Source organism: Azospirillum brasilense, assembly GCF_003349955.1.
GTDB lineage: Bacteria > Pseudomonadota > Alphaproteobacteria > Azospirillales > Azospirillaceae > Azospirillum > Azospirillum brasilense_B.
On the sequence record NZ_QLKQ01000050.1, the window covers coordinates 1 to 26,290 of the forward strand.

Below are 26,290 nucleotides of genomic sequence, written 5' to 3' on the forward strand. Positions count from 1 at the left end.
GCCAACCCGGTCTCGGCCACCGCCACCGACGCCTCGGGCAACGTCTCGGCGCCGGGCACCCGCTCGCTGACCGTCGACACCACCCCGCCGACCGCCACCGTGCTGTTCGACGACGACAGCATCGACGCCATCGAGCAGTCCAGCACCGCCTTCACCATCAGCGGCGGCGAGGCCGGGGCCGCCTTCGCCTGGACGATCACCTCCGCCGGCGGCGGCCAGGTCACCGGCAGCGGCGTGATGAGCGGACCGACCGCCCAGGTGGGCGGGCTCGACCTCTCCGGGCTGGGCGACGGCACGCTGACGCTGACGCTGACCCTGACCGACCCGGCGGGCAACGCGTCGGCGCCCTTCACCGCGACGACGGAGAAGCTCACCGCCACCGTGGAGAAGCCCGCCCCGGTCGCCCCGCCGCCGGTCGCCACCGTGGACGGCGCCACCGTCAACGGTTCGATCACCACCAACGGCGACGGCAGCCGCACCACCACCGTGACCATCGCGGCCAGCACCGGCACCCGCGTCGAGGACAGCAGCACCGCCAACCCCGACCTCGCCGACGTGCCGGTGGTGCGCGAGCAGGTGGTCGACCGCCAGACCGGCCAGGTCTCCACCCAGACCACCCTGACGGTCAGCGTCTCCACCGGCGTGGCGGTGACCGCCACGGGGGCCGCCGAGCGGCAGACGGCCAGCCAGGCGCTGACCGGGCTGACCGGGCTGATCGCCGCCATCGAGGCGCGCACCGACGAGGGCACGGCCTCGCGCAGCGGGCTGACCGGCGGCGGCTCGGGCTTCCTGTCGGTTCTGTCGACCCAGGCCCAGCTTCTGGTGCGGGCCATCGACTTCACCGCGCCCGGCGTGGCCGCCGGCGAGGCGGTGCAGACCAAGGTGACCGGCACCACGCTGGGCGGCACCGGGATCGCCAGCACGGCGCCGACCGCGGTGGTGCTCAACACCACGGCCCTGGCCGGGCCGGTGACCATCCAGCTCGACAACATCGAGTTCGCGGCGGTGGTCGGCAACGCGACGCTGGTCGGCGGCGACGGCGAGCAGATCGTCTACGGCGACGACCACGAGCAGTACATGCATCTGGGCGCCGGCGACGACATCCTGCACGGCGGCGGCGGCAACGACACGATCACCAGCGCCGGCGGCAACGACACGCTGTACGGCGACGACGGCGACGACGTGGTGCACGGCGGCGAGGACGACGACTGGCTGCTCGGCGGGGCGGGCAACGACCTGATCGGCGGCGGGACGGGCAACGACCGGCTGTTCGGCGGGACGGGGAACGACATCCTGTTCGGCGAGGAGGGCGACGACACGCTGACCGGCGAGGAGGGCAACGACACGCTGAGCGGCGGGTCGGGCAACGACCTGCTGTTCGGTGAGGACGGCGACGACCTTCTGTCCGGCGACGAGGGCGACGACACGATCAGCGGCGGGTCGGGCAACGACACGGCGCTGGGCGGGTCGGGCAACGACCTGATCGGGCTCGGGGCGGGCAACGACCTCGGGGTTGGCGGCGACGGCGACGACACGCTGTTCGGGGAGGAGGGCGACGACACGCTGTTCGGCGGGGCGGGCAACGACCTGCTGCACGGCGGTTCGGGCAACGACCTGCTGTTCGCCGACGGCGGTGCGGACACGCTGTGGGGCGGCGCCGGGGCGGACGTCTTCGCCTTCGGACGCGGCTCGGGCGGGTCGGTGGTGATGGACTTCGAGGTCGGGGTGGACCGGCTGGCGCTCTACGACGCCACCATCGACCTCGGCGCGGTGATCCGCTCGGCGCGGGTGGAGGGCGGCAACACCACGCTCGACGTCGGCGGGGGCAACCGCATCACCATCGTCGGCCAGACCGGAAACGTCGCCGCCTGGTTCGGCTGACAAGGCGGACCCCCACGACGTCGCTGCGCGTTTCGCACCGACGTCGCGAGGGGCCGCTCGCTTCGGATCAGAAGGCCGCGCGGAACAGGTCCTGGAAATCCGCCTCGCTGGTGTGGCGCGGATTCCAGCGGTTGTAATCGGCCGCATAGCTGCGCCGGGCCATCTCGTCCAGCCGGTCCTCGGTCACGCCCACATCGCGCAGGCGCTGCGGAATACCGAGATCGGCGCACAGCGTCCGCAGGCCATCCACGGCGGCCGCCGCGGCCTGGTCCTGGGGAAGACCGGCGGTCTCCATTCCCAGGATCCCGGCGACCCGGGCCAAGCGCTCCGGCTTGGCCGGCACGTTGAAGGCCGCCGCGTAGGGCAGGCAGACCGCGTTGGCCAACCCGTGCGGGACGGGGAAGAGGGCGCCGACCGACATCGCCATGCAGTGCACGTTGCCGAGGCCGGTGACGCCGAAGGACATCGCCGCCAGCGCCGACCCGCACAGCATGTCCAGCGCCGCCGGAACGTTGGTCCGGTCGGCGACGAAGGGGCGGATGCTTCCGGCGATCAGGGTCATCGCGTGCAGGTTCACGGCGTCGGAAAAGACCGTCGCCCGCTTGGACAGGTAGGATTCGAAGGCGTGCACGAAGGCGTCGACCCCGGCGTGCGCGGCGACGTGGGCCGGCATGGAGCCGACCGCGAGGGGATCGAGGATGGCGACCTGCGCCGGGCTGAAGGCCGCGTGGCGGATGGCCATCTTGGTCTTGCGTTCGGTGTCGGTGATGACGCAGGCCCCCGACACCTCCGACCCGGTGCCGGCGGTCGTCGGCACGGCGATCAGCGGCAGGGGGCGGATCGCGAATTTCTCGATCCCCTCATAGTCGGCGATCCGGCCGCCGTTGGTCATCAGGATGCCCACCGCCTTCGCCACGTCGATGGTGCTTCCCCCGCCGATGGCCAGCAGCGCCTGGGCGTCCTGTTCCCGGCAGCGTTCGAAAGCGGCCTGCACCGTCCGGTCGCCCGGTTCCGGCTCGATGCCGGTGAAGACGGACAGGGCGACGCCGTTGCCGGTCAGAAGCGCCTCGATCCGGCGGAAGATGGCGCTGTCGGCCAGGGCCGGGTCCAGCAGGACGAACAGGCGCGTGGCGTTCCATTCGCGCAGGACGTCGGGAAGCTGCTCGTGCGCCCCGACGCCGAAGAGGATCTTCGTCGGGCAGGAGAAGGAGGAAACGGGGAAGGCGGACATGGTGAAGGCCTCGTGATGCGGAGGGGCTCAGGAACGGCGGGGCAGGGCGATGCGGGTGCAGATGTTCTTCACCTGCGTGTAGGACAGCAGCGCGTCGAGGCCCTTCTCGCGCCCGAAGCCGGACTTGCGGTACCCGCCGAAGGGAAGCTCCACGCCGCCGCCGGCGCCGTAGCAGTTGATGAAGATCTGCCCCGCCTTGACGGTGCGGGCCAGCCAGTTGGTGGCGCCGACGTCGCGGCCCCAGATGCCGGCGACCAGCCCGTAGTCGGTCGCGTTGGCGAGCGCCGCCGCCTCCTCGATCTCGTCGAAGGGCAGGATGGTCAGCACCGGGCCGAAGATCTCCTCCCGATGGACGCGCATCTCCGGGCGCGCGCCGTCCAGCAGCGTCGGCGACACGAAGTTCCCCCGGCCGAGGTCGGCGCCGGGCAGGGGCGTCCCGCCGGTGATGACCTCCGCCCCCTCGTCGCGGGCGATCCCGATGTAATCCATCACCTTGCCTTGCTGCGCGCGGCTGACCAGCGGGCCGATGTCGGGGTTTTGCAGGCCGGGGCCAACCTTCAGGCCGTGGCAGAGCGCCGCCAGCCGGTCGACCAGCTCGCGGTGCCGGGCGCGCTGCACGAGAACGCGCGACCCGGCCGAGCAGGTCTGGCCCGAGTTGGGGAAGGCCGCCTTCAGGAGCACCGGCAGCGCGTCGTCGAGGTCGGCGTCGGCCAGCACGATGTTCGGCGACTTGCCGCCCAGCTCCAGCAGCACCGGGACGATGTTGTCCGCCGCCGTGCGCATCACCTGGGCGCCGGTCGCGACCGACCCGGTGAAGACGACCAGATTGACGCCGGGGTGCGCGGCGAGGGCGTATCCCGCCTCCTGCCCCAGGCCCGGAACGACGTTCAGCACGCCGGGGGGCAGCCCCTCCTCGTGGCAGATGCGGGTCAGCTCCAGCACGCTGAGGCAGGCCAGCTCGGCGGGCTTCAGGACCACCGTGTTGCCGGTCGCCAGCGCCGGCGCCAGCCCGCGGGAGGCGATCTGCAGCGGGTAGTTCCAGGGCACGATCTGCGCCGTCACGCCCAGCGGCTCGCGCACCGTGAAGTCGGCGTAGTCGGGGCCGAGCGGGATGGAGCTGCCCAGCACCTTGTCGGCGACGCCGGCGTAATACTCGAAGAAGCGCGCCGCGGCGATGGCGTCGGCCTGGGCCTGGGCCAGCGGCTTGCCGGTGTCCTGGCTTTCGAGGCGGGCGAGGCGGTCCTGCTCCTCCAGGATGCGGCGGGCGATGGCGTAAAGGACGCGGCCGCGCTGCACCGGCACGCAATCGGCCCAGCCGGGCAGCGCCGCCTGCGCCGCCCGCACGGCCTCGTCGATGTCCGACGCGCCGCCGCGGGCGATGTGGGCGAGGACGGCGCCGTCGGCGGGATCGAGGATCTCCAGCGTCTCGCGCGAATGGGCCGGGCGCCATTGGCCGTCGATGAAGCAGTCGTAGGAAGGCAGGGACATGGGGGCATCCGAATTTGGAGTGTGGCAGGGCCGCCGCTCGGCGGCCGATTGGGATAAGCGCCGCCGGTCAGGCCGCGTGGTGGGCGAGGTCGCCGCCGAGATAGGCTTCGCGGATGCGGGGGTCGCGGCGCAGCGTCGCGGCGGCGCCCTCCAGCACGATCGACCCGCCCTCCAGCACATAGGCGCGGTCGGCGATGGCCAGCGCCTGGTTGGCCATCTGCTCGACCAGCAGGATGGTCATGCCGTCCCGGCGCAGACCGACGAGCGTCCGGAAGATGTCGGCGGTGATGATCGGCGCGAGCCCGAGCGAGGGTTCGTCGAGGATCAGCAGCTTGGGTTCCGTCATCAGGGCGCGGGCGATGGCGAGCATCTGCTGCTCGCCGCCGCTCAGCGTGCCGGCGATCTGGTCGCGCCGTTCCAACAGGCGAGGGAACAGCGCGTAGAAGCGGTCGATGTTGGCGGCGACGCGCTGCGGCCGGCCGCGCAGCAGATGCCCGCCGAGCAGCAGATTCTCGTGGACCGTCTGGTCGGTGAAGATCTGCCGCCCCTCCGGGGCCATGGCGACGCCCAGCGCGACGCGCTGCGGGGTGCTCAGCCCGTCGATCGGCCGGCCGTCGAAGGTCACCCGGCCGGTTGCCGGGACGAGGCCGGTGATGCCGCGCAGAAGGCTGCTCTTTCCGGCGCCGTTGGCGCCGATCAGGGCGACGATCTCGCCGGCCCCGACCCGGATGGACACCCCGCGCAAGGCGCGGATCGGCCCATAGGAGACGCTCAGGTCGGCGACGGTCAGCATGGGCGCTCCTCCTGGTCCTGGTTGTCCTCGCGGCCCAGATAGGCCTCGATGACGCGGGGGTTGGTCTGGATGTCGCGGGGCGCGCCCTCGGCGATCACCACGCCCCGGTCGAGGACGACGATCTCGTCGGAGATCCTCATCACCAGGCCCATGTCGTGCTCCACCATCAGCACCGCGACGCCGAGCTGGCCGATGCGCGTGATGAGCTGCCCAAGCTCGGCGGTCTCCCGCGGGTTCAGGCCGGCGGCGGGCTCGTCCAGCAGCAGCAGGACCGGGTCTCCGGCCAGCGCGCGGGCCAGCTCGACGCGGCGTTGCAGGCCGTAGGGCAGGCTGCCGGCCAGCGCCCCGGCATGCTCGCCCAGCCCCACGAAGTCCAGGACGGCCTTCGCCTTGGCGACGGCGTCCTCCTCCCGCCCGGTCACGCCGATCCGCGCGTGGGCGCCGATCAGCACGTTGTCCAGCACCGTCATGGAGCCGAACAGGCGCAGGTTCTGGAAGGTGCGGGCGATGCCGCGGGCGGCGCGGGCGTGGGCCGTGCCGCGGGTGATGTCCTGTCCGGCCAGCCGGATCGTTCCGGAGTCCGCGGAGATCACGCCGGTCAGGATGTTGATGAGCGTGCTCTTGCCGGCGCCGTTGGGACCGATCAGGGCGTGGACCCGGTGGGCGTGCAGCCGCAGCCCGACCTTGTCGGCGGTCACCACGCCGCCAAACGCCTTGCTGACGTCGGTCACCTCCAGCAGGGGGCCGCCCGACGGTTCCGCCCGGCCGCGCTCCATCGCCACCAAGGGGGGAGCTTCCAGACCGTCCAGCGCGGCCGTCCGGCGGGGCAGGACGCGCGCGATGGCGCCGGCGACGCCCGTCGGCATCAGGTAGAGCGCGAACAGCAGCATCGCGCCGTAGATGAAGTGCTGCACCGACGGCCATTGCGCCAGGAACACCTCGGTCATCGTGAGGATCGCCGCCCCCGCGATGGGGCCGTAGATGTTGCCGGCCCCGCCCAGCAGCACCAGCAGAAGGATGAAGACCGACAGGTGGAAGGTCACGAAATCGGAATTGAAATACTGGTTCTGCTGCGCCACCAGCGCGCCGCCCAGCCCGCACAGCGCGGCGGCCAGCACGAAGGCCAGCGTCTTGTAGCGGTAGACCGAGATGCCCGCGCACTCCGCGGCGATCTCGTCGCTCTGCAAAGCCAGCAGCGCCCGCCCGAACCGCCCGTTCAGCAGATGCGACAGGGCGAGATGGACCGCCACGCCCAGAACGATCACCAGGACCACCCAGTGCTTCAGCGCGAAGGGCTCGTCGCCCCACGTCAACGGGGCGATGCCGTAGACGCCCTGGGCGCCGCCGAACAGGTCGGTCCATTCGGTGACCAGCTTCTCCACCACCAGCCCGAAGGCCAGCGTGACCAGGGCGAGGCTGGGTCCCTTCACCCGCAGCGAGGGCAGGGCGATCAGCACGCCCACCGCGGCGGCCACCAGCGGTGCTGCGGCCAGCGCCAGCGCCGGCGGGACCTCCAGCCGGGTCGTCAGCAGGGCCACCGTGTAGGCCCCCGCCGCGAACAGCCCGGCCTGCCCGAGCGACTTCTGCCCGGCATAGCCGGCCAGCACGTTCATGCCGGAGGCGCAGATGTAGTAAACGCCGGCCATGAAGGCGACGTAGAGGTAGAAATCGTTGCTCAGCGTCAGGGCGAGCGCCACCAGCGCCGCGCCGATGCCCAGGGCCGGGGCCGCCCGCAGCAGGGCGGAACGGCGGACCGCCGGCCGGAGTACGGAGGCCTCCATCATACCTTTTCCACCAGCTTCCGGCCGAACAGGCCGTTGGGCGCCATGGCCAGCACCAGGATGACCAGGAGAAAGACCATGATTTCCCGCCATTGCGCGCTCCACAGGGCCGTCAGGGACTCCACGAGGCCGATCAGCAGGCCGCCGGCCATGCAGCCGCGCGGGTTGGTCAGGCCGCCGATGATCGCCGCGGAGAAGCCCTTCAGGGCGATGATGACCCCCATGAAGAGGGAGGCCGACAGGATCGGCGCGACCAGCACGCCGCTCAGCCCGGCCAGCGCCGAGCTGGCGAGGAAGGCCATCGCCATGACGCGGGGCACGTCGATGCCCATCAGGGCGGCGGCGTCGCGGTTCAGCGCCACCGCCCGCATGCAGCGGCCGATGGCCGTGCGCCGCATGGCGACGTCGAACGCCCCCAGGATCGCGACGGCGAGGACCAGCACCACCAGCTCCTGCGAGCGGAAGCCGGCCTCGCCGATGCGGAACACCTCGTCGCCGAAGGGGGCGGGCAGCATCCGCGCCCCCAGCCCCCACACCGACAGGGCGGCGCTTTGCAGGACGATGCCGAAGCCGATCGTGCTGACCACCCAGGACATGCCCGGCTTGCCGGCGAAGGGCCGGATCGCCGCCAGATACAGCGGCAGGCCCAGCACCCCCATCACCAGCGCCGCGGCGACCGCCGCCAGCGCGTAGAGCCAGACATAGCCGACCGCGTCGGCCCCCAGCGCCGCGGTGAGCACCCCCACCGTTCCCAGCCCGACGAAGGCGCCGACCGACACGAAGTCACCCTGCGCGAAGTTCAGCGTCCGCGTGGTGGTGTAGGTCAGGTTGAAGCCGAGGGCGATCAGGGCGTAGACGCTGCCCAGCGTCAGCCCGCCGATGATGGCTTGCAGCATGGGGTCACCCTCCGTGACGGTTGGCGGGCCGCGTCACTTCTTGAAGTCCGCCGGTTGCAGCCCGGCCAGCACCGGGTCGTTGAAATCGACGACCTTGCCGTCCTTCCAGCGCGACCAGTGGTAGTCCGCCGCCGTCAGCCCCTCGTGCTGGGTCGCGGAGAAGGGCTTGTCGTAGGTCTTGACCATGCCGGCGACCGGCTTGTTCAGGGATTCCAGCGCGGCGCGCACCGCCTCGCCCTTGGTGTCGCCGGCCTGCTCGGCCGCCGCGGCCCACAGCAGGACCGTGTCGTAGGCCTGCGAGGCCGCCCAGAACATCGAGGGGTTGGCCAGCTTCGGCCCGATCCGCGCGAACAGCGAGTCCGCCTCCGCCGACTTGCGCTCGCTGGAGGTGGTCAGGAAGACCGGCCATTCCATCAGCTTCGGCCCGGCCACCTCGGGGAAGCCGCTGAAGGACGCCGCCCAGGTGGTGAAGACCTTCGGGAAATAGTCCAGCTTCTCCATGCTGCGCACGAGATGACCGAGCGGGGCCGCCTGCGCCCAGACCACCAGCGTGTCCGCACCCGCCGCCTTGGCCTTGCTGAGCTGCGAGGTCATGTCGGTGTCGCGGGCGTCGAACTTTTCGATGGAGACCGGCTTCATGCCGTGCAGCGCCGCGATCTGCTCCAGATCCTTCAGCCCTGCCTGTCCGTAGCCGGTCGTCTCCACGAAGAAGCCGACCGCCTTCGCCTCCGGATTCTTCTTCACATAGGCCAGCAGGGCGGCGGCCTGCTCGCGGTCCACCATGGAGACGCGGAACAGGTAGTTGCCGCTGGACGGCCCCTCGGTGATCGCCGTGCTCGACGCGCTGGAGACCAGCACCGGCATGCGCTTCTGGTTGGCGATGTGCTTCCAGGCCAGGGCGTTGCCGGAATTGGTCGGGCCGAAGACGACCGAGACCTTCTCGCGGTCGATCAGGTCGGTCATGTTCTGGATCGCCTTGGGCGGTTGGCCCAGGTCGTCGCGCACCAGGAATTCCAGGGGGCGGCCGAGAACGCCGCCGCGCTTGTTGATGTCCTCCACGGCGGCGCCGATGCCGAGCACGCCGATCTGCCCCGATTCCGCCGACGGCGAGCCGGAGATGTCGCCGTTGTAGGCGATCTTGATCGGATCGGCGGCCTGGGCCTGGACCGACGCGGTCATCAGGACGGCGGCGGCGGCGCCCAGGAGCGCCGTCAGGCGCGGGCGCGCGGGCGCCGTATTCGTGGACGCTGTCTTCGTCTTGGTCATGGGCGTTCCCCTCCATATTGGTTGTTGTTCTGCCGGTTGCGGCTCGGCAGTTCGAGATCGAGCAGGGCGGAACTCAGCGCCTTGCCGTGGGCGTCCAGGGCGAGCGAGCGGGTGACCCCGCCGCCGAGCGCCCCGGTCAGCACGAAGTTGAGCGCCCCCAGGGTCGGCAGCTCGTAGCGGGTCACCGTTCCGGTCACGATTCCCTGGAAATGCGTGGCGACGCTCTGGGCCGTCAGATGCTCCGCCAGGAACGGGTAGTCGGTCTCGTCCAGCGCGATGACCGAGATGTTGGAGATGTTGCCCTTGTCGCCGGAGCGGGCGTGCGCGATGTCCCGGAGTTTCATGGCTTACGCCTCCAGCAGGGTGACCGTGGTGCGCACCGCGCTTTCCGGCAGCAGGGCGGAGGCGACGGCGACGATCTCACGCGCCGATTTCCAGGCGCCGCCGCCGCCCGCCGGGCCGTTGGTGTAGAGGGTTTCGACCTCGTTCCCGATCCGGGCGGCCTCCTCCAGCGTGGCCGTCCGCCCGGCCACCCGCAGGCGGACCTCGTAGGGCGCGTGGCCGCGCGACAGCCGGTCGCCGTGCAGCGCGTCGAGGCCGATCAGGTCGAACCGCAATTCCTGGGTCCGCACGCCGGTCAGGGCCAGCCGCTCGCGGACGATCTCCAGCGCGAGCCGCCCGCGCTCGACCGCTCCCGGTCCGGCGTAGGAGATCTGCCCCTCGCCGATGCAGCTGTCGATGTAGCCGATGGACAGCTTCAGAAGCCCGGTCCGCGCGGCGCCGCGCCCGCCATGGACGCGCACCCGGTCCGGCCCGTCGCCTTCGACGCGGGCGGCGGAGAAGTCGGCGACCACGTCCGGTTGGTAATAGCGCGCCGGGTCGTGAATCTCGTAGAGGAGTTGCTCCTTCACGGTGGCCGGCGTGACGCAGCCGCCGGTGCCGGGCAGCTTGGTCACCTCCAGGGTGCCGTCCGCGTGGATTTCGCCGATGGGAAAGCCCAGCCGGGCGAGCGCCGGCACGTCCTTGACACCGGGGTCCGCGAAATAGCCGCCGGTCACCTGCCCGGCGCATTCCAGCAGATGGCCGGCCATGGTGCCGCGCCCCAGCGCGTCCCAATCGTCCATCCGCCAGCCGAATTCATGGACCATCGGAGCGAGGAACAGCGCCGGGTCGGCGGCCCGTCCGGTGATGACCACGTCGGCGCCAGCGGCCAGCGCCTCGACGATGGGGCCGGCGCCGATGTAGGCGTTGGCCGAAATCACGCGGTCGCCGAGCCCGCGCAGGGTGCCGCCGTCCTCCAGGGCGACGTCGAGTTCGCGGGCGACCGCCAGCACGTCGTCCCCGGTCACGGCGGCGATCCGCAGCCCGTCCAGCCCCAGGGAGCGGGCGACGGCCCGCGTCGCCTCGGCGGCGCCGAGCGGGTTGGCCGCCCCCATGTTGGTGATCAGCCGCACCCCGTGGCGCCGGCAGGCGCCGAGCACGGCGGCCATGCGGACCGTCAGCAGCGGGTCGTAGCCCCCGGCCGGGTCGCGCTGCCGCGCCTGCTGGGCCAGGGCGATCGTCCGCTCGGCCAGGCATTCGAAGACGAGGTAGTCGAGGCCGCCCCGTTCGGCGAGATCGATGGCCGGCTCGATGCGGTCGCCGGAATAGCCGGCGCCGGACCCGATCCTGATGCGCTGCATCGACGGTCCTCAGCGCGGCGACGGGACGGGGTGGGGCGCGGCGGCGCCGATGGCGGCGCCCATGGCGACTCCCATGGCGGTCTGGGCGCCGCCGGTGATCGAGGCTGGCATGGTCTCCCCCCTTGCGTTCTTCTTCGTTCCGGTTCCTCCGCCGCGGCGCGTCGCGCCGACGGGGATGAATTCCGCTGTATGCAGATCATCCTTATCGAGATTGTTCGCGCAAACAATTGAATTGATTCAATGCCAGTAATAGAGTTGAGCTATGGATCTCAGCCTCCGCCAGATACGCGCCTTCCTCGCCGCCGCGCAGACCCGCAGCTTCACGCGGGCGGCGGAGTCGCTGCACGTCGCCCAGCCGACCCTGACCGTGCAGATCCGGCGGCTGGAGGAGGCCCTGGCGGTCAAGCTGTTCGACCGCAACACGCGATCCGTCGAGCTGACCCGCATCGGCAGGGAACTGCTGCCGGTGTTCCAGCGCATGGTCCACGACCTGGACGCCGTGGTGGTCGACACCCATGAGATCGCCGCGATGCGGCGCGGGGTGGTGCGCGTGGCGGCGCTGCCGACCATCGCGGCGGGCGTGCTGCCCGACGCCATCCAGTCCTTCCGCGAGCGTCACCCCGGCGTGACCTTCGTTCTGAAGGACGTCATCGCCAGCCGCGTGCTCGGGCTCGTCCGGTCGGAGGAGGTGGATCTCGGGGTTACGGGGGGCGAGGTGAAGGGACAGGACATCGACACGGTGCTGGAGGTGCGCGACCGGATGCACATCGTCTTCCCGCAGGGCCATGCCGTCGGCGATCTTCCGCGGGTGACCATCGAGACGCTGGCCGAGGTGCCGCTGGTGCTGATGGACCCGGCGACCAGCGTCCGCGAGATCGTCGACGAGGCGTTCCTGTCCGCCGGACGGATCGCCAAGCCGGTTTGCGAGGCGACCTACATGATGACGGCGATCGCCATGGTGCGGGCGGGGCTGGGCCTGACGATCCTGCCGGGCTCCGCCCGCGAGATCGCCGCGGAGCCGACCTTGCGCTCGCGCCCCATCGACATGCTCGCATTTTCCCGTCCCCTCAGGGTCATCCGCAAGACGGGGCGGTCCCTCCCGCCGCTGGCCGAAGCCTTCCTCGATCACCTCTGCGGGACGTTGGTGGAGAAAGGGTGAACCGGTGGCGACCGCGTCGTGGACACCGCCGCCGACAATGCGACGAGGCGCGGTCCGCGACGCTGCGCGACGGTTGCCATTGAGAGCGGGCTGATGCTGCGCTTGGCGTTCGGCCATCCCCGCGACACCCCCATTGCCAATTTTTTGCCCCAAAGTCCTCAACAACAGCTTGCCGGACGGAACGCACCCGGTGTAATGACTGACGGTCAGTCATATTTGGGGCGCATGTCATGCCACGCACCAGCAAACCTGCCGATGTCCGATCCGCCGAAATCCTGAGCGCAGCCGCACGGCTGTTCCGCCAGCACGGCGCCAGCGCCGTGTCGATCGATCAGATCGCTCGCGAGGCCGGTATCGCAAAGGGCACCTTCTATCTTTACTTCCAGTCCATGCGGGACCTGCTGGCGCGCATGGCGGAGGCGACGGTGACTGCCATGGCCGAGAACGTGGAGCGGGTCATCGCAACGTCCGAAGGCGCGCCATACGAAACGCTGGTCCTCGCTTTGACCGCGCTGAAGGCGGTGGAATCGGATCATGCGCCGCTGACCCAGGCGCTCGATCACCCGGACAATGTCGAACTGCAGGAACGGGCCAACATTGCGCTGGTCCTCAAGATCGGCCCCCTGTTCGCCAACGTGATCGAGCGCGGCCGCGAAACCGGGGACTTCGCCGTCGAGGACCCGCTGTCGACCATTCAGTTCATTCTCGCCGGACAGGCCTTCCTGCTCGGGAATCCCCGGTTCGGCTGGTCGCAGGACGAGCAGGGCGCGCGGCTGATGGCGACGCTGCGCCTGACCGAACGCGCCCTCGGCGCGCGCCCGGGCAGTCTCGTCTCGGCATTTCTGGCCGTTCTGGCCGGAGCGGCGCCGGGGTCCGCCGAAGCGGGGCGGCCGCAATCATGACCGAGGATCGGATCATTCAACGCTACGACCGTCCTTGGACGTTCTACGCCCTTGCCACGCTGGGCTCATGGATGGCCTGGGGAGGCGCGGTATGGCTGAGCCATCGGGACGGAATCGGGCCTGCCGGCCTGACGATCGTGGCCGCGCTTCTGTTGCTGGGGCTGCTTTTTCCCTTCCTCACCGCTTGGCGGTTGACGCGACGCGACCCGGTTCTGCGCGACGACCTGCACCGCCGTCTGGCCCGGCCCGACCGGCGGCAACTGGGCCTTGCGACTCTGGGCGCGGGCATCATGCTCGGCAGCATCCTTCTGGCGCAGGCCCTGTCCCTGCTGCTCGGCTACAGCACCGAACAATTCCGCTTTGCGGCCCATGCCTCCTTTTCCGCCGGCATCCTGCCGGGCTGGTTCCCGTTGGTTCTGGCGCCGATCATCGAGGAGCTGAGCTGGCATTCCTATGGGACCGACTGCCTGAGGCGTCACATGACGCTGTTCTGGACCTCGATCGTCTTTGCCCTCTATTGGACGGTCTGGCATGCGCCACTCGGCATGGTCGCTCATTATTATCAGGCGCAAGTCGCTGAAAGTGGATGGATCCACACGCTGAATTTCGCGCTGAGCCTGTTTCCGTTCGTGCTGATCATGAACTGGCTCTATTACCGTTCCAACCGCAGCATCCTTGTCGCCATTGTATTTCATCTGAGCGCCGGTCTGTTCAACGAAGTTTTTCAAACCCATCCGGACACCAAGGTGATCCAGACGGGGCTTCTCTTCGCATTGACTGCGGCCATCATCGCAGCCGATCCAAGCTTCTTTTTCGGCCAAGCCTCCTTTTCGGCAAGACGGTTCGTGGTTTGCCGTCGCTGAAGGCACTCTCCGTGAAATAGACGGGCCTGAGTTTTGCGTGACGCGCCGTCGCGTGGACGCAAACGAGTTGCAAACGTCGTGACCCACCAGAGGGGTGAGATTGTGAGAGCCGTCCGGAAACGCTTTCGTGCCGGGAATACCCGCCAGTTCCGTCATTCCCGCGAAAGCGGGAATCCGGGGCGTATCGGCCGCGCGTAAGGCGAGGTCCAACCGGGGGACGGCCCCTCAGCTGCTGCCGCGCCGGGTCAGGGTCAGTTCGACGGCGCAGATCGGTTCCGACGGCATCTCGCCGCGCATCCGCTGCAGGATCATCGATCCGGCCTGGCGGCCGAGGTCGCGGCTGTCGATCCCGATGGTGGTCAGGCCGGGCGGCAGCTCTTCGGCGACGTCGTTGTGGCCGAAGCCGAGAATGGCGATGTCGTCGGGCAGACGCATGCCCAGCCGGCGCGCCTCCAGCAGCGCGCCGGTGGCCAGCAGGTCGTTGGCGCAGAACACCGCCTCGACCGCCGCGTTGCGCGACAGAAGGTCGCCGAGCGCGCGGCGGCCGTCGACCATGCTGCTGACCCCGTCGACCGACAGTTCGGCGACGATGTCGAGCCCGGCGGCGCGGGCGCCCTCGCGGAAACCGGTGAGGCGAAGGGCGCCGCGGCCGCTGCGGCGGCCGATGAAGCCGACGCGGCGGTAGCCGCGCTCGGCGAAATGCTCGGCCGCCTGGCGGCCGCTGTCGATGTTCGAGAAGCCGACCAGCATGTCGATCGGGTCGCGGGGATAGGCCCAAGTCTCCATGATCGGGATTCCCAGCGCCCGCAGAGCCCGCCGGTTCTCCTCGATCTCGATGACGCCGGTGAACATGACCGCCGCCGGGCGCATCTCGCGCAGCGACTGGATCATCGTCGTCTCCTTGGCGTAGGAGTAGGAGGTCTGCCCGATCATCAGCTGGTAGCCCTGCGGCTCCAGGACCTCGCCGCAGCCCTGAACCGCGAGGCAGAACTGCTCGCTCTGCAGGTTCGAGACGAAGGCGGCGACGATGTTCGACTGGCCGGACCTCAGCGCGCGGGCGTGGGGGTTGGTGGCGTAGCCGGTGCGCTCCACGATCTCCAGGATCTTGCGGCGCTTGGCCTCGGCAACCTTTTCCGGATGGCGCAGGGCGCGCGAGACGGTGATCGGCGAGACCCCGGCAAGCCGGGCGATCTCGACGATGCGCGGCGGAGCCGCCCCGTCGCGGGGCACCCCTTCGACCGGGTTCCCGTCGCGTGAAGGAAGCGGTTCCGCTGCCCGCAGGCGGAGGACGTCGTCGATGGTCGGCGGCCGCTTTGCCGCACCGGTGTCACTCATGCCGCCCGTCTCCCGTCTGTTGGTCCGCGGTTGTGAATCCGCGGTCAGGCCGCCCGCGTCAGGATGCCCGCCTCCTCGACCGGACGCGCCACCTGGATCAGGCAGTCGCCGGCCTCGCTGTCGCTGTGCAGGCGCCGCGAGATGACGATGCCCGCCTCCTGGAAGCGCAGTTCCTCCTCCGGCTGGTCGAGCCGCGTCAGGTCGTGGAACCAGCCGGCGAGGTCGCCGGCGGCGACCCGCGCCCCGACATCGACCGCCGGCTCGAACCAGCCGCGCCGCAGCGCGTAGATGGCCTGCCGGTGGCTGTCAAGCTGAAGCAGTTGCATGGGCAACTGCATGGAGGCCGGGGCAGGCCCGGACGCCGCGAGGACCGGCGCATCGGTCACGCCGACGGCGATCAGCAGGTTGTCGATGGCGCGGGCGGTGTAGGCCATGGTCTCCGGCGTCACCGTGCCGCCGCCGCCGAACTCGCCGCTGATGCCGATGACCCCGGCCCGCGCCGCCGCCGCCATCGAGGTCGGCGCCGTCGCGCCGTTCTCCGCCACGAAGCCGTAGGGCATGCCGAGCGCCCGCATCAGATCCAGGGCGCGGCCCAACCGCTCGGGCGTGCCCTGCCGCTCGATCAGGGCGCACGGCAGGTGGGCCATCGAGGTGCCACCGGAATGGAGGTCGAACACCACGTCGTGGCGCGGAAACAGCTCGTGCTCCAGGAAATGCGCCAGCCGGAAGGTCGGAGACCCGGCGGGATCGCCGGGGAAGGCGCGATTGAGGTTGCCCTCGTCCAGCGGCGAGCGGCGCCGCGCCGCCATCACGGCCGGCGCGTTGGTGGCCGGCAGGATCGTCACCTCGCCGCGGATGCGCGCGGGGTCGAGCCGGCGGAACAGGCGGCCCAGCAGCAATTCGCCTTCGTACTCGTCGCCATGGTTGCCCGCCATCAGCAGCACGCGCGGACCAGCCCCGTTGCGCACGCGGCAGACCGGGACCTTCACCTGATAATAGGGGGAGCGGTCCACCGAGAACGGGATGCTGAGGAAATCCAGCGACTTGCCGTCGGCGGCGAAATCGAGCGCGTGGTAGAGGCCAGTGTGCATTCCAAAAACCTTCTGGCGGAGGGGCGCCCTGGCAGCGTTTGCCGGGCGCCTTCTCCGGTTCGCCGAAAAAGCCCGCTTACAGCGAGGCCAGCGCCGTCATCTCGACGCGCAGGTCCGGGTCGGCCAGCCGCGCCTCGGTGCAGGCGCGGGCCGGCGGGTTGGCCGGGTCGATCCAGGCGTCGTAGACCTCGTTCATGGCGTCAAAGTCGGTGATGTGCGGCAGGAAGACGTTGACGGCGACCAGCTTCGACTTGTCGGTGCCGGCCTCCTCCAGCAGGGCGTCGATCTTCGCCAGCACGTCCCGGGTCTGCTCCCCGATCGAACCCTTGCGGTTGTTGGCGACCTGACCCGCGATGTGGACCATGCCCTGGCAGACGACGGCCTGGCTCATGCGCGAGCCGACCTGGAACCTCGTGATCATCGAATGAAACCTCTCTTGCGGTGCCGAACGGCGGGTTACATCTGCGGGAGCGTCTGCTTTTCCTTGAACCACGTCATCTGCAGGGCGCCCAGCTTGCCGTTCAGGCGGTTGTAGAACAGGAAGGTGTTGATCCAGTTGACCAAGTCCTGCTCGCCGTGGCGGACGGCCACATGGGCCGGCGACTGGCGGATCAGGAACTTCTGCTCGACCTCCTTGCCGGGATTGTCCTGCGCGACCTTCAGTGCGATGGCGCTGTTCTCGGCGAAGGTCTCGACCTGCCCGGCCAGATAGGCGGCGATGGCGCCGGGGGTGTCCTCGAAGCGGACCAGCTTGGCGCCGGGGACGTTGTCGGTCAGCCAGATGTCGAGCGTCGAGCCCTTGGCGACGCCGATGCTGCGGCCCTTCAGACCCTCCGGGTCGGTGGCGGTGGCCATCGACTTCGGCCCGTAGACGCCGAGATTGACCGCCGCGTAGGGCTGGGAGAATGTCACCTGCTGGGCGCGCTCCGGCGTCGCGCCGGCGGCGGCGATCAGCACGTCCACCTTGTTGGCGAGCAGGCTGGGGATGCGGTTGGCGCCGGTCACCTGGACCAGCTCCAGCTTCACGCCCATGTCGGCGGCCATCAGCTTGGCGAGGTCGATGTCGAGGCCGGCGGCCTCGCCCTTGGCGTCCTTGAAGCCCCAGGGGGCGGCGTCCATCAGCACGCCGACGCGCAGCTTGCCGGCCGACAGCGCGTTCTGCAGGGCATCCGCCTTCGCGGCGGACGGCAGGGCGGCGGACAGGGCGACGGTGGCGCAGACCGCCACGGCGGCGGCAAGGGTCCGGAAGAGTCTCACGACATTGCTCCTCTGTTCTGGTGGTTGTCCGGTTTTCGGGAGGAACCGGTGGTCGGTTCGGCGCGCCTCAGCGCGCGGAGGCGATGAAGCTCCGCAGTTCGGGGGTGCGGGGGTTGGCGAAGAGGTCCGCCGGCGGCCCCTCCTCCCAGACGCGGCCCTGGTGCATGAAGACGATCTTGGAGGCGACGTTGCGGGCGAAGCCCATCTCGTGGGTGACCAGGACCATCGTCATGCCCTGGCGCGCCATGTCCTCCATCACCTTCAGAACCTCGCCGACCAGCTCCGGGTCGAGGGCCGAGGTCACCTCGTCGAACAGCATCAGCTGCGGCCCCATGGCGAGGCAGCGGGCGATGGCGACGCGCTGCTGCTGCCCGCCCGAGAGCTGGGCCGGATAGGCGTCGATCTTGTCGGCCAGCCCGACGCGGGCCAGCACGTCCAGCGCCAGCGCCCGGCCCTCCGCCTTGGCGATCCGCTTGTTGAGGATCGGGGCGAGCGTGATGTTGCGCTCCACCGTCATGTGCGGGAACAGGTTGAAGGCCTGGAAGACGATGCCGACGCGCTGGCGGAAGCCGCGCAGGTTCGGCATGTCGGTGCGCACCGGCTGGCCCTCCACCGTGATCTCGCCGCCGTCGATGCGCTCCAGCGCGTTGATGCAGCGCAGCAGGGTCGATTTGCCGGAGCCCGACTTGCCGATGATGGTTACGATCTCGCCCTCGTCGATGCTGAGCGAAACCCCCTTGAGCACCTCGATGGAACCGTAGCTCTTGGTAACGTTCTTGATGTCAACGAGCGCCATTGAGACGGGCCTCCAGGGAACGCGCCCACAGGGTGAGCGGCAGGCAGGCGGCGAAGTAGATCGCCGCGACGATCGAGTAGACCAGCAGGGGCTGGAAGGTGGCGGCGCTGACCAGCTGGCCGGCGCGGGCGAGTTCGACGAAGCCGACGATGGAGGCCAGCGACGTGCCCTTGATGAGCTGGACCAGGAAGCCGACGGTCGGCGGCAGCGCCATGCGGAAGGCCTGCGGGGCGATGACGTAGCGGAACTGGTGCCAGGTCGACAGGCCGAGGCAGGCGGCGGCCTCCCATTGCTCGTGCTTCACCGCCTCGATGCCGCCGCGCCAGATCTCGCCGAGGAAGGAGGCGGTGTAGACGGTCATGGCGATGCCGACGGCGACCAGCGGCGGCATCTCCACCCCGAGGAAGACCGGCATGCCGAAGTAGAAGAACATCAGCAGGCCGAGCAGCGGGACGCCCTGGACAAGCTGGAGAAAGGCGGTGGCGGTCCAGCGCAGCGCGCGGCGGGCGCTGGTCCGCATCAGGGCCAGCCCCAACGCCAGCGGAGCGCCGAAGGCGAGCGCGATGAGGACGAGGACGCCCGTCCATTGCAGCGCGCTGAGCAGCGACAGGAAGTCGGCGAGGGAAAAGGAACGCATGGCCGGTGTCTCCGTCAGCGCCGCACCGGCCAGCGGAAGGCGAGGTGCCCCACCGCGGCGAACAGCAGTTTGAAGATCATCACCAGGGCGAAGTAGATGCCGCAGATCACGGCATAGACCTCGAAGCTGCGGTAGGTGCGCGTCTCGATGAAGCCGCCGGTGTGGAACAGCTCCTCCGCCGAGATCTGCGAGGCCAGCGAGGTGCCGAGCAGCAGCAGGACGAACTGGCTGGTGAAGGCGGGATAGACGCTGCGCAGGGCGGGCGGCAGCACGACGTGGCGGAACACCTGCCAGCGGGTGAGCCCCAGGCACTGCCCGGCCTCGACCTGGCTGCCGGGAATGGCGTCGAGCCCGGCCCGGACGATCTCGGTGCAGTAGGCGCCGAAATAGAGGCCGAGCGCGATCGCCGCCGCCTCGAAGGCGCCCATCCGCAGGCCGAAGCCGGGCAGCACGAAGAAGACCACGAAGAGCTGGATCAGCGACGGCGTGTTGCGGATCAGCTCGACGTAGCCGCGGATCGCCCAGCGCACCGGGCGCGGCCCGCCGCGCACCGCCGCCGCCCCGGCGACGCCGATGGCGGTGCCGATCAGCGCGGCGACCAGGGTCAGCAGCAGCGTGTGCAGCGTGCCGTCGATCAGCTGGTCCTGGTAGCGCAGGAGCTGCTGGAAATTCAATGTCTGCATGGCGTGTCGGACCGCCTTGGATCAGCCGAAGAAGGTGCGGTAGGCGCTGCGGACCCGCCCATCGGCGCCGAGGCCGAACAGCACCCGCCAGCGGTCGATGCAGGTGCAGGGGTGGGAGATTCCGAATTCGACGATGTCGCCGACCGTGAGACCGTGGCCGCCCGGCACGGCGACGAAGGCGTGCTGGTCGTTCAGCCGGGTCACCCGCAGGCCCTCCGCGGAGAGCGCGGCGCCGTCGCGGTGGACCCGCAGGGGGCGGGGCAGGCCCTGGTCGAAGGAGGCGTCGCGCATGCCGAAGCCGCAGATGGCCAGTTCCGGCTCCGGCCGGGTCAGCACCTCCGCCCACAGGCGCAGGGCCGGGCGGAAATCGGCCGCCGTGGCGCCGCCGCAGGCGAACCCTTGCCGGGCGTCGAGCGCGCCGAGCGCGCGTTCGTAGACGCCGTGGTCGTGGAAGAAGATGGCGCCGCTGCGCAGCACCAGCGTGGCGTTGCCATCGGCTTCGGCGACCGGTGCCAGACCGGTCACCACCATGTCGAAGAAGGCGGAGCCGCCGGCGGTGAGCAGCAGCGGCCGCTCCGGGGCCAGCGCGCGTACCAGGGCGAAGGTCTCCGCCGTCCGGTCCATCAGGGCGGCGATGTTGGCGGCGGTCTCGGCCGGATCGGCGGTGGCGACCGCCCCTTCGTAGGTGGCGACGCCGTCGAGGACGAGAAGGCCGGGATGGCGGACGACCGCGGCGAGGATCGCGTCCACCGCCGCCCGGTCGCGGGCACCGGCGCGGCCGGCGCCGACCTCGACCAGGACCGGCAGCCGCCGCCCGGCGGCCCGCGCCGCGGCGGCGAGCGTCTCGACCGCGGCGGGGGAGTCGGCGAAGGCGCGCAGGTCGGCGTCGGGGTGGGCGGCGAGCAGCGCGCCCAGCCGCTCGCCGCTGGCCCGGCCGCCGATCTCGTTGGCGAGGATCAGCCGGGTCACGCCGGCGCGCAGCAGAACGGCGGCCTGTTGCAGGTTGGCGACGGTGGCGCCCCAGGCCCCGGCCTCCACCAGGGCGGAGGCGATCTGCGGGGCCATCGGCGTCTTGGCATGCGGGGCCAGAGCCACACCGTGACGGCGCGCGTAGGCAAAGATCAGGTCGCGGTTGGCGGCGAAGGCCTCCTCGTCGAGCGTCAGCACCGGGAGCGCCATGTCACCGGCGGCCGGCCTCCAGCCCAGGGCGCCGACATCGCGCAGCCGCAGCGGCGCCCTTCCGGGCGGTACCCCCCGGATGCTGTCGTCCAAAGGGCTGTCGAGCAGGGCATCGAGAAACAGGCTCATGGGGCAATCCTGACCGGCCAGATGAGGGCAAGGCGATGAACGTGATCGCTAATGACAACGTTATCATATCGTCGTTTTGGTTGGATGACAACGTTGTCATGATGGTTTTATGAAATTTTATTCTTTCATGAGCGATTCCGGGGATGCCGCGCCGGACAGGGGGCCCGCCCGTCGTCGCGCCGGCACGGCGTCCGGCGCCAAACAGCGGTGTGGCGTTGATGAAAACGCCAACGCCCTTGCCGAAAGCGCGACGGTCCGCCCAGTTGTCCTGTGCGGGTCGGCCGGCGGCTCGCGCCGCGCTGCGGCAGTTTGGTTCTGCCCGCTTTGGGTGTGGGCGGGGCGGCGCCCGTCTGCTAAGGAAGGCGGGCGCGGCCACCGGTCGCGGTTGACGGGAATGCGAAGGGCGGGGAGCGCGTGTCCTCAGGTAACCTCACGAAAGACCAAGGCCTTTCATGTGTTGATGGTCGGCCGGTCCGTGATCGGCCTGTCCATGGTCGGGCGGTGCAGGCACAGTCATGATGACGGAATCGCCTGCCTTCAACCGGATCATCGACACGGCGGCGCGGCTTTTCGCGGCCCAGGGCTTCGCGGCGACCTCGATCGAGCAGGTCGCGTCCGCCTGCGGCGTGGGGAAGGACACGATCCATCGGCGCTTTCCGTCGAAGGGCGCGCTCTTCGCCGCGGTGGTCGAGCGCATGCGCACGCGGACCTTGGACGGCCTCCAGGCCGAGATCGACGGCGGCGGCGACGGCGACGCGCTGTCGCGGTTGAAACGGGTCGCCCGCTGGTTTCTTGCCGTCGCCTTCGAACCGGACAGGATCGCGCTGAACCGGATCGCCCTGAGCGAGGCGATCCTCCTCGGCGAGGGCCGGCGTGACCCGTGGGAGAGCGACCCGATCACCGACCGGCTGGTCGCCCTGGTCGCCGCCGCGCAGTGGGACGGCATGCTGGGCGGCGACGACCCCCGCATGATCGCCGCCCACCTGCTGCACTCCATCGTGCTGGGACCGTCGAACGACGCCATGCTGGGTCGCGAGACCTACGCGTCCCCAGAGGCCCGGGACCGGTTCTTCGATCGGGCCTGGACCCTGTTCCTGCACGGGGCGGGACGCTCGCCGCCGGCCGCCGCCCGCTGAGCCGTCTCCTGGACCGGCTCCCACCGCGCCGACGGTCCGCGCGGCCTGGGCGGTGTCCCCCAGAGCAGCCCACCAGAGCGACCGATCGTTTTCGTCATTGGCCGCAGGAATTGCTCCGGCCCGTCCCGGCCTTGCGGTGGGACGGGCCTTCCTTGCGCGGCGCGAAGAAGTCGGACAGTTCGACGGGGAAGCTGTCGAGGATTTTCTTCAGCGACGCGACGGACGGGCTGGTCTTCTCCTTTTCGATCAGCGAGATCAAGGCGTTGCTGATGCCCGCCCGGCGCGCCAGGGCGCGCTGCGACAGGCCGTGCGCCTCGCGCAGATCCTGCAACTTTCTTCCGATGTCGAGCATGATGGATACACCCGGCTGGCGATGGGAACGGAAGGCTGTGCCGCAAGGATAGGCGATCCCACTCGACTCTTCCACAATAAGTGTGATTCTCGGACAAACAGCATTTCTTGTTTGTTCAATATCGCGGCGGTCTCCCGGTGATCTGCTCCACCGGCTGGTGTGAGTTGCGGGTGTCGATCCGCGCCTTCAGGAAGGGCAGATGCCGGTAGGAGTTGGCGTCAGGCCGCCGGCGGCCAGCGCGGTGTTCGGCTGGATGCATTCGGTGAACTCGACGATCCGGATGTCCAGCCCGTCGAACCGGATCGGAAATCCACATCGACAATGGGAACAGCGTGACTCCGGTCGCGCGGCCGATCGTCAACGGCATCGTTCTGGGCAGCACCGACGCGCTGTGCTCCAGCGCAAGACCGCCCAGCTGGTCGGGCGGTCGGCAAATAAGAATGCGACTTGTTCGCAATTGCCTTTTGCCCTATAGGTCTGGCGGCTCGGGGAAGGATTCCGGGGGTCCGTTCAATCCGGTGGCTGGGAGGCCGATCCATGCCGTTCCATCCCAGAATGCAAAGCAGCACGGAAGGGATCACCATTCTCGGCGACCTTCAGTGGCGCGCCTGGAACGGGATGATCGCCGACATCTGGAACGTCGCCTGCGACCGGAACGGGCAGGGCGAGTATGTGTCCGAGGCGCCGCGGCTGGTGGTGGTCCTCGATCAGGTGGGTGAGGGCGGATTGCAGGTCACGGCCGCGCCCGGCCGCGGCGAGTCCGGCCGGCTCGGCCGGCGCGAGCCGCTGAGTTATGTGCCCGCCGGGCTGCGGGTGTGGTCGCGCACGCTCAACGTGCGCCGGCTCACCCATCTCGACCTCCATTTCGACATGTCCGTGCTGGGGAGCCGCGTCGCGGAGGGGCTGGACCTCCGCGGCATGGACCGGCCGCGGTTGAATTTCGCGGACGACCGCCTGTTCGCGCTGGCCCGCCTGATCGCGGCGGAATGCCGGACATCGGCGAATCTGCACGACCTCTACGGCGAGAGCCTGATGGCCGCGCTGTTCGTCGGCCTCGCGCAGGCGGAACCCGTCGCCGAGCGCAAGCGGGGGCAGCTGCCGCCGCGCCAGTTGAAGCGCGTCACCGACTACATCGAGGAGCATTGCGGCCGTCCCATCCGTTTGCAGGAGCTGGCCGAGCTGACCGGCCTGTCCACCACCCATTTCTGCACCGCCTTCAAGGCATCGACCGGCCTGCCGCCCCACAAATGGCAGATGCGGGTCCGCGTGGAACGGGCCAAGAGCCTGCTGACCGGATCGGACACGACGCTGGCGGCGGCGGCGGTGATGGCGGGCTTCTCCGATCAGGCGCACCTGACGCGCGTCTTCCGCCAGATCGTCGGCACCACGCCCGCCGCGTGGCTGCGCAACCAGTGCGGCTGAGCCCGCATCGCCCAACGCATCCTGGGACCGACGAATGCCGGAAGATCGTCCAACCCGTCCAAAGACCGTTCAATCGCACCCTGCATGCGCATGCTAATCATTCGCAACAACGAAGGCGTTTCGCGGATGCCGCATACAGTCCGAGGCCGATTGCGATGAGTGATATTTCCAACAAGCGACTGTCCGACAAGCGACGGACCCGCTTCCTCTTGAACGGCACGGCGCTCGCCGCCCTGCTGGTGCCGGCGCTCGCCCAGGCGCAGGACGCGACCGCCCCGGCGGTTCTGGCTCCGGTGACCGTGGAGGGCAGCCGGGGCGCCGACACCGCGACCAGCCCGGTCCGCGGCTATGTGCCCGGCCGCTCGGCCACGGGGTCCAAGACCGATATCCCGCTGGAGGCGGTTCCGCAGTCCGTCTCGGTGATCGGGCGCGAGGAGATGGACGACCGCGGCGCGCAGAAGGTGGACGAGGCGCTGCGCTACACCGCCGGCGTCTTCAGCCAGCCTTTCGGCTCGGACAGCGACACCGACTGGATCTTCATCCGCGGCTTCCAGGCGACGCAGACCGGCGTCTACCAGGACGGGCTCCAGCTTTACAGCTACGGCTTCGGCGGCCAGTTCGTGGACAGCTACACGCTGGAGCGGATCGAGGTGCTGCGCGGCGCCTCCTCCGTCCTCTACGGCGGCAGCAACCCCGGCGGTCTGGTGAATTACGTCACCAAGCGGCCCGGCGACACGCCGGTGCGTTCGGTCGAGGCGGGAATCAACCAGCACGGCACCGCCCATCTCGGGCTGGACGTCGGCGGCGCCATCGACCCGACGCTGAGCTACCGGCTGACCGGCCGGATCGCCGGTGGCGACAGCTACACCGACTTCGCCGACGGCTTCCGCGGCACCATCTCTCCCAGCGTCAAGTGGTCGCCGAACGAGCGCAGCACGCTGACGGTGCTGAGCAACTACACCGACATCGACGAGACGCACAACGGCGGCGCCTTCCTGCCCTATGTCGGCACGGTGAAGCCGGCCGCCTTCGGGCGCATCGACCGCAAGTCCAACTTCACCGAGCCGGACATCGACACCTACCGGCGCCGTCAGGCCTCCATCGGCTACGAGTTCGAGCACCGCTTCGACAACGACCTGACCTTCCGCCAGAACGCCCGCTACGGCTACAGCCGGGTCCACGAGGTCTCGGTCTATCCCTTCGGCTACAACGGCTTCTCGGCGGTGCCGACCGACCCGGACAACCGTCTGTCGCGCATCAATTTCGAGCACACGACCAAGGTCAACACCTTCCTGATCGACAACCAGCTCGAATCCAAGTGGCAGACCGGGCCGGTCGCCCACACGGCGCTGGTCGGCGTCGACTACAAGTATTTCAAGATGGATCAGGTGCAGGCGTCCGGCTCGGCCACGCCGATCAGCGCCACCAACCCGGTCTACGGCGCCGCTCAGGGCCAGCGCTTCTCCTACATCGACCAGAAGCTGACGATGGGTCAGCTCGGCGTCTATCTGCAGGACCAGATGCGGTTTGGCCAGGGTTTCCTGGTGACGTTGAACGGGCGCTACGACATCGCCTCGACCGACGCCGACGGCACGCCCGCCTACGACGGCAAGGACGGGAAGTTCAGCGGGCGCGCCGGCTTGGCCTACGAGTTCGCCAACGGCGTGACGCCTTATGTCAGCGCCTCCACCTTCTTCAACCCGGTGCTGGGATCGTCGGCGGTGGCCGGCGTGTTCAAGCCGGAGACCGGCCAGCAATACGAGGTCGGCGTGAAGTACCGCCCGGCCTGGATGGACGCCATCTTCACCGCGGCCCTGTTCGACCTGACGCGCACCAACGTGGTGACCGGCGCCTTCAACGCCGAGACGCAGCTGGGCGAGGTCAACTCGCGCGGCATCGAGCTCGAGGCCAAGGCCAACATCACGCCGAACCTGAAGGCGGTCGCCTCCTTCACGGCGCTCGACCTCGACATCAAGAAGGACGCCAACCCGGCGCTGATCGGCAAGACCCCCTACATCGTGCCGCAGGTCCAGGGCTCGGCCTTCCTCGACTACACCTTCCGGGAGAGCGCGCTGGACGGCGTGTCGGTGGGCGGCGGCGTGCGCTACGTCGGCTCGTCCTGGGCCGACAACGAGAACACGCTGAAGGTCCCCGCCGCCACCGTCTTCGACGCGCGGATCGGCTACAAGCCCGCCGCCTGGGGCGTGAATCTCGCCGTCACCAACCTGTTCGACAAGGAGTATGTGGCGAGCTGCCAGACCCAGTTCTCCTGCGGCTACGCCGAGGGTCGGACGGCTTTGCTGACCGTCAACATGACGTGGTGACTAAGTT

The 26,290-nt window shown here is 69.7% G+C and carries 24 protein-coding genes; 7 read left to right on the forward strand and 17 right to left on the reverse strand.

The features are described 5' to 3' along the window. The coding region (locus DXK32_RS33205; RefSeq protein ID WP_282184596.1) for a calcium-binding protein at positions 1-1,881 on the forward strand (1,881 nt) is incomplete at its 5' end. Between the two features lie 67 nt (positions 1,882-1,948). Here the strand turns inward: DXK32_RS33205 and DXK32_RS20595 are convergent. The 8 genes from DXK32_RS20595 to DXK32_RS20630 form a co-directional block, all read right to left on the reverse strand. Continuing rightward, a complete protein-coding gene (locus DXK32_RS20595) occupies positions 1,949-3,112 on the reverse strand; it encodes an iron-containing alcohol dehydrogenase (protein WP_114860215.1) in 1,164 nt (387 codons plus the stop codon). A gap of 27 nt (positions 3,113-3,139) precedes the next feature. Continuing rightward, a complete protein-coding gene (locus DXK32_RS20600; protein ID WP_114860216.1) occupies positions 3,140-4,600 on the reverse strand; it encodes an aldehyde dehydrogenase family protein in 1,461 nt (486 codons plus the stop codon). A 67-nt stretch (positions 4,601-4,667) separates the two neighbouring features. After that, positions 4,668-5,393 carry an ABC transporter ATP-binding protein gene (locus DXK32_RS20605; protein WP_114860217.1) on the reverse strand — a complete coding sequence of 242 codons (726 nt, stop codon included), beginning with the start codon at positions 5,391-5,393 and terminating at the stop codon, positions 4,668-4,670. Then, positions 5,387-7,177 carry a branched-chain amino acid ABC transporter ATP-binding protein/permease gene (locus tag DXK32_RS20610; protein WP_114860218.1) on the reverse strand — a complete coding sequence of 597 codons (1,791 nt, stop codon included), beginning with the start codon at positions 7,175-7,177 and terminating at the stop codon, positions 5,387-5,389. Before DXK32_RS20610 ends, DXK32_RS20605 begins: the two co-directional genes overlap by 7 nt. Further along, a complete protein-coding gene (locus tag DXK32_RS20615; RefSeq protein WP_114860219.1) occupies positions 7,174-8,070 on the reverse strand; it encodes a branched-chain amino acid ABC transporter permease in 897 nt (298 codons plus the stop codon). Before DXK32_RS20615 ends, DXK32_RS20610 begins: the two co-directional genes overlap by 4 nt. Before the next feature lie 33 nt (positions 8,071-8,103). After that, the gene (locus DXK32_RS20620; RefSeq protein WP_114860220.1) at positions 8,104-9,336 is read right to left on the reverse strand and encodes an ABC transporter substrate-binding protein; all 1,233 of its coding nucleotides are present in this window, start codon (positions 9,334-9,336) and stop codon (positions 8,104-8,106) included. Next, positions 9,333-9,680 (reverse strand): AtuA-related protein, encoded by a 348-nt coding sequence (locus DXK32_RS20625; protein WP_114860221.1) that lies wholly within the window; start codon positions 9,678-9,680, stop codon positions 9,333-9,335. The genes DXK32_RS20620 and DXK32_RS20625 overlap by 4 nt, the downstream gene beginning before the upstream one ends. A 3-nt stretch (positions 9,681-9,683) precedes the next feature. Continuing rightward, positions 9,684-11,018, reverse strand: a complete 1,335-nt coding sequence (locus DXK32_RS20630) for an acyclic terpene utilization AtuA family protein (RefSeq protein ID WP_114860222.1) — start codon at positions 11,016-11,018, stop codon at positions 9,684-9,686. A gap of 262 nt (positions 11,019-11,280) precedes the next feature. Here DXK32_RS20630 and DXK32_RS20635 point away from each other — a divergent pair, with 262 nt between their 5' ends. From DXK32_RS20635 to DXK32_RS20645, 3 genes are all read left to right on the forward strand, one after another. Beyond that, positions 11,281-12,177: a LysR family transcriptional regulator gene (locus DXK32_RS20635; protein WP_114860223.1), complete on the forward strand. Its 897-nt coding sequence runs from the start codon at positions 11,281-11,283 to the stop codon at positions 12,175-12,177. A gap of 230 nt (positions 12,178-12,407) precedes the next feature. Then, on the forward strand, positions 12,408-13,079 hold the full coding sequence (locus DXK32_RS20640; RefSeq protein WP_114860224.1) for a TetR/AcrR family transcriptional regulator: 672 nt from the start codon (positions 12,408-12,410) through the stop codon (positions 13,077-13,079). Beyond that, a complete protein-coding gene (locus DXK32_RS20645) occupies positions 13,076-13,942 on the forward strand; it encodes a CPBP family intramembrane glutamic endopeptidase (RefSeq protein ID WP_114860225.1) in 867 nt (288 codons plus the stop codon). The genes DXK32_RS20640 and DXK32_RS20645 overlap by 4 nt, the downstream gene beginning before the upstream one ends. A 225-nt stretch (positions 13,943-14,167) precedes the next feature. Here the strand turns inward: DXK32_RS20645 and DXK32_RS20650 are convergent, their stop codons facing one another. The 8 genes from DXK32_RS20650 to DXK32_RS20685 all read right to left on the reverse strand — a co-directional run bounded on the left by DXK32_RS20650 (position 14,168) and on the right by DXK32_RS20685 (position 21,049). After that, entirely contained in the window at positions 14,168-15,277 is a 1,110-nt protein-coding gene (locus tag DXK32_RS20650) for a LacI family DNA-binding transcriptional regulator (protein ID WP_114860226.1), read from the reverse strand. A 44-nt stretch (positions 15,278-15,321) separates the two neighbouring features. Beyond that, entirely contained in the window at positions 15,322-16,368 is a 1,047-nt protein-coding gene (locus DXK32_RS20655; protein WP_114860227.1) for a succinylglutamate desuccinylase/aspartoacylase family protein, read from the reverse strand. Positions 16,369-16,444: 76 nt separating this feature from the next. Beyond that, complete coding sequence (locus tag DXK32_RS20660; protein WP_040137383.1) at positions 16,445-16,789, reverse strand: RidA family protein; 345 nt, start codon at positions 16,787-16,789, stop codon at positions 16,445-16,447. Between the two features lie 35 nt (positions 16,790-16,824). Beyond that, positions 16,825-17,625: a transporter substrate-binding domain-containing protein gene (locus DXK32_RS20665; protein WP_114860228.1), complete on the reverse strand. Its 801-nt coding sequence runs from the start codon at positions 17,623-17,625 to the stop codon at positions 16,825-16,827. Between the two features lie 67 nt (positions 17,626-17,692). Continuing rightward, positions 17,693-18,421 (reverse strand): amino acid ABC transporter ATP-binding protein, encoded by a 729-nt coding sequence (locus DXK32_RS20670; RefSeq protein WP_114860229.1) that lies wholly within the window; start codon positions 18,419-18,421, stop codon positions 17,693-17,695. Then, complete coding sequence (locus DXK32_RS20675) at positions 18,408-19,058, reverse strand: amino acid ABC transporter permease (RefSeq protein WP_014198859.1); 651 nt, start codon at positions 19,056-19,058, stop codon at positions 18,408-18,410. The genes DXK32_RS20670 and DXK32_RS20675 overlap by 14 nt, the downstream gene beginning before the upstream one ends. Before the next feature lie 14 nt (positions 19,059-19,072). Then, positions 19,073-19,741, reverse strand: a complete 669-nt coding sequence (locus DXK32_RS20680; protein ID WP_114860230.1) for an amino acid ABC transporter permease — start codon at positions 19,739-19,741, stop codon at positions 19,073-19,075. 21 nt (positions 19,742-19,762) lie between these two features. Continuing rightward, on the reverse strand, positions 19,763-21,049 hold the full coding sequence (locus DXK32_RS20685) for an alanine racemase (protein WP_114860231.1): 1,287 nt from the start codon (positions 21,047-21,049) through the stop codon (positions 19,763-19,765). Between the two features lie 515 nt (positions 21,050-21,564). Here DXK32_RS20685 and DXK32_RS20690 point away from each other — a divergent pair. Beyond that, positions 21,565-22,185 carry a TetR/AcrR family transcriptional regulator gene (locus DXK32_RS20690; RefSeq protein ID WP_114860232.1) on the forward strand — a complete coding sequence of 207 codons (621 nt, stop codon included), beginning with the start codon at positions 21,565-21,567 and terminating at the stop codon, positions 22,183-22,185. Positions 22,186-22,279: 94 nt separating this feature from the next. Here the strand turns inward: DXK32_RS20690 and DXK32_RS20695 are convergent, their stop codons facing one another. Then, a complete protein-coding gene (locus tag DXK32_RS20695) occupies positions 22,280-22,537 on the reverse strand; it encodes a helix-turn-helix domain-containing protein (RefSeq protein ID WP_114860233.1) in 258 nt (85 codons plus the stop codon). A 537-nt stretch (positions 22,538-23,074) separates the two neighbouring features. Here DXK32_RS20695 and DXK32_RS20705 point away from each other — a divergent pair. Together DXK32_RS20705 and DXK32_RS20710 are read left to right on the forward strand one after the other, a co-directional pair. Then, a complete protein-coding gene (locus tag DXK32_RS20705) occupies positions 23,075-23,959 on the forward strand; it encodes an AraC family transcriptional regulator (RefSeq protein ID WP_114860234.1) in 885 nt (294 codons plus the stop codon). Positions 23,960-24,114: 155 nt separating this feature from the next. Further along, complete coding sequence (locus tag DXK32_RS20710; protein WP_114860235.1) at positions 24,115-26,283, forward strand: TonB-dependent siderophore receptor; 2,169 nt, start codon at positions 24,115-24,117, stop codon at positions 26,281-26,283. Positions 26,284-26,290: the final 7 nt, after the last annotated feature.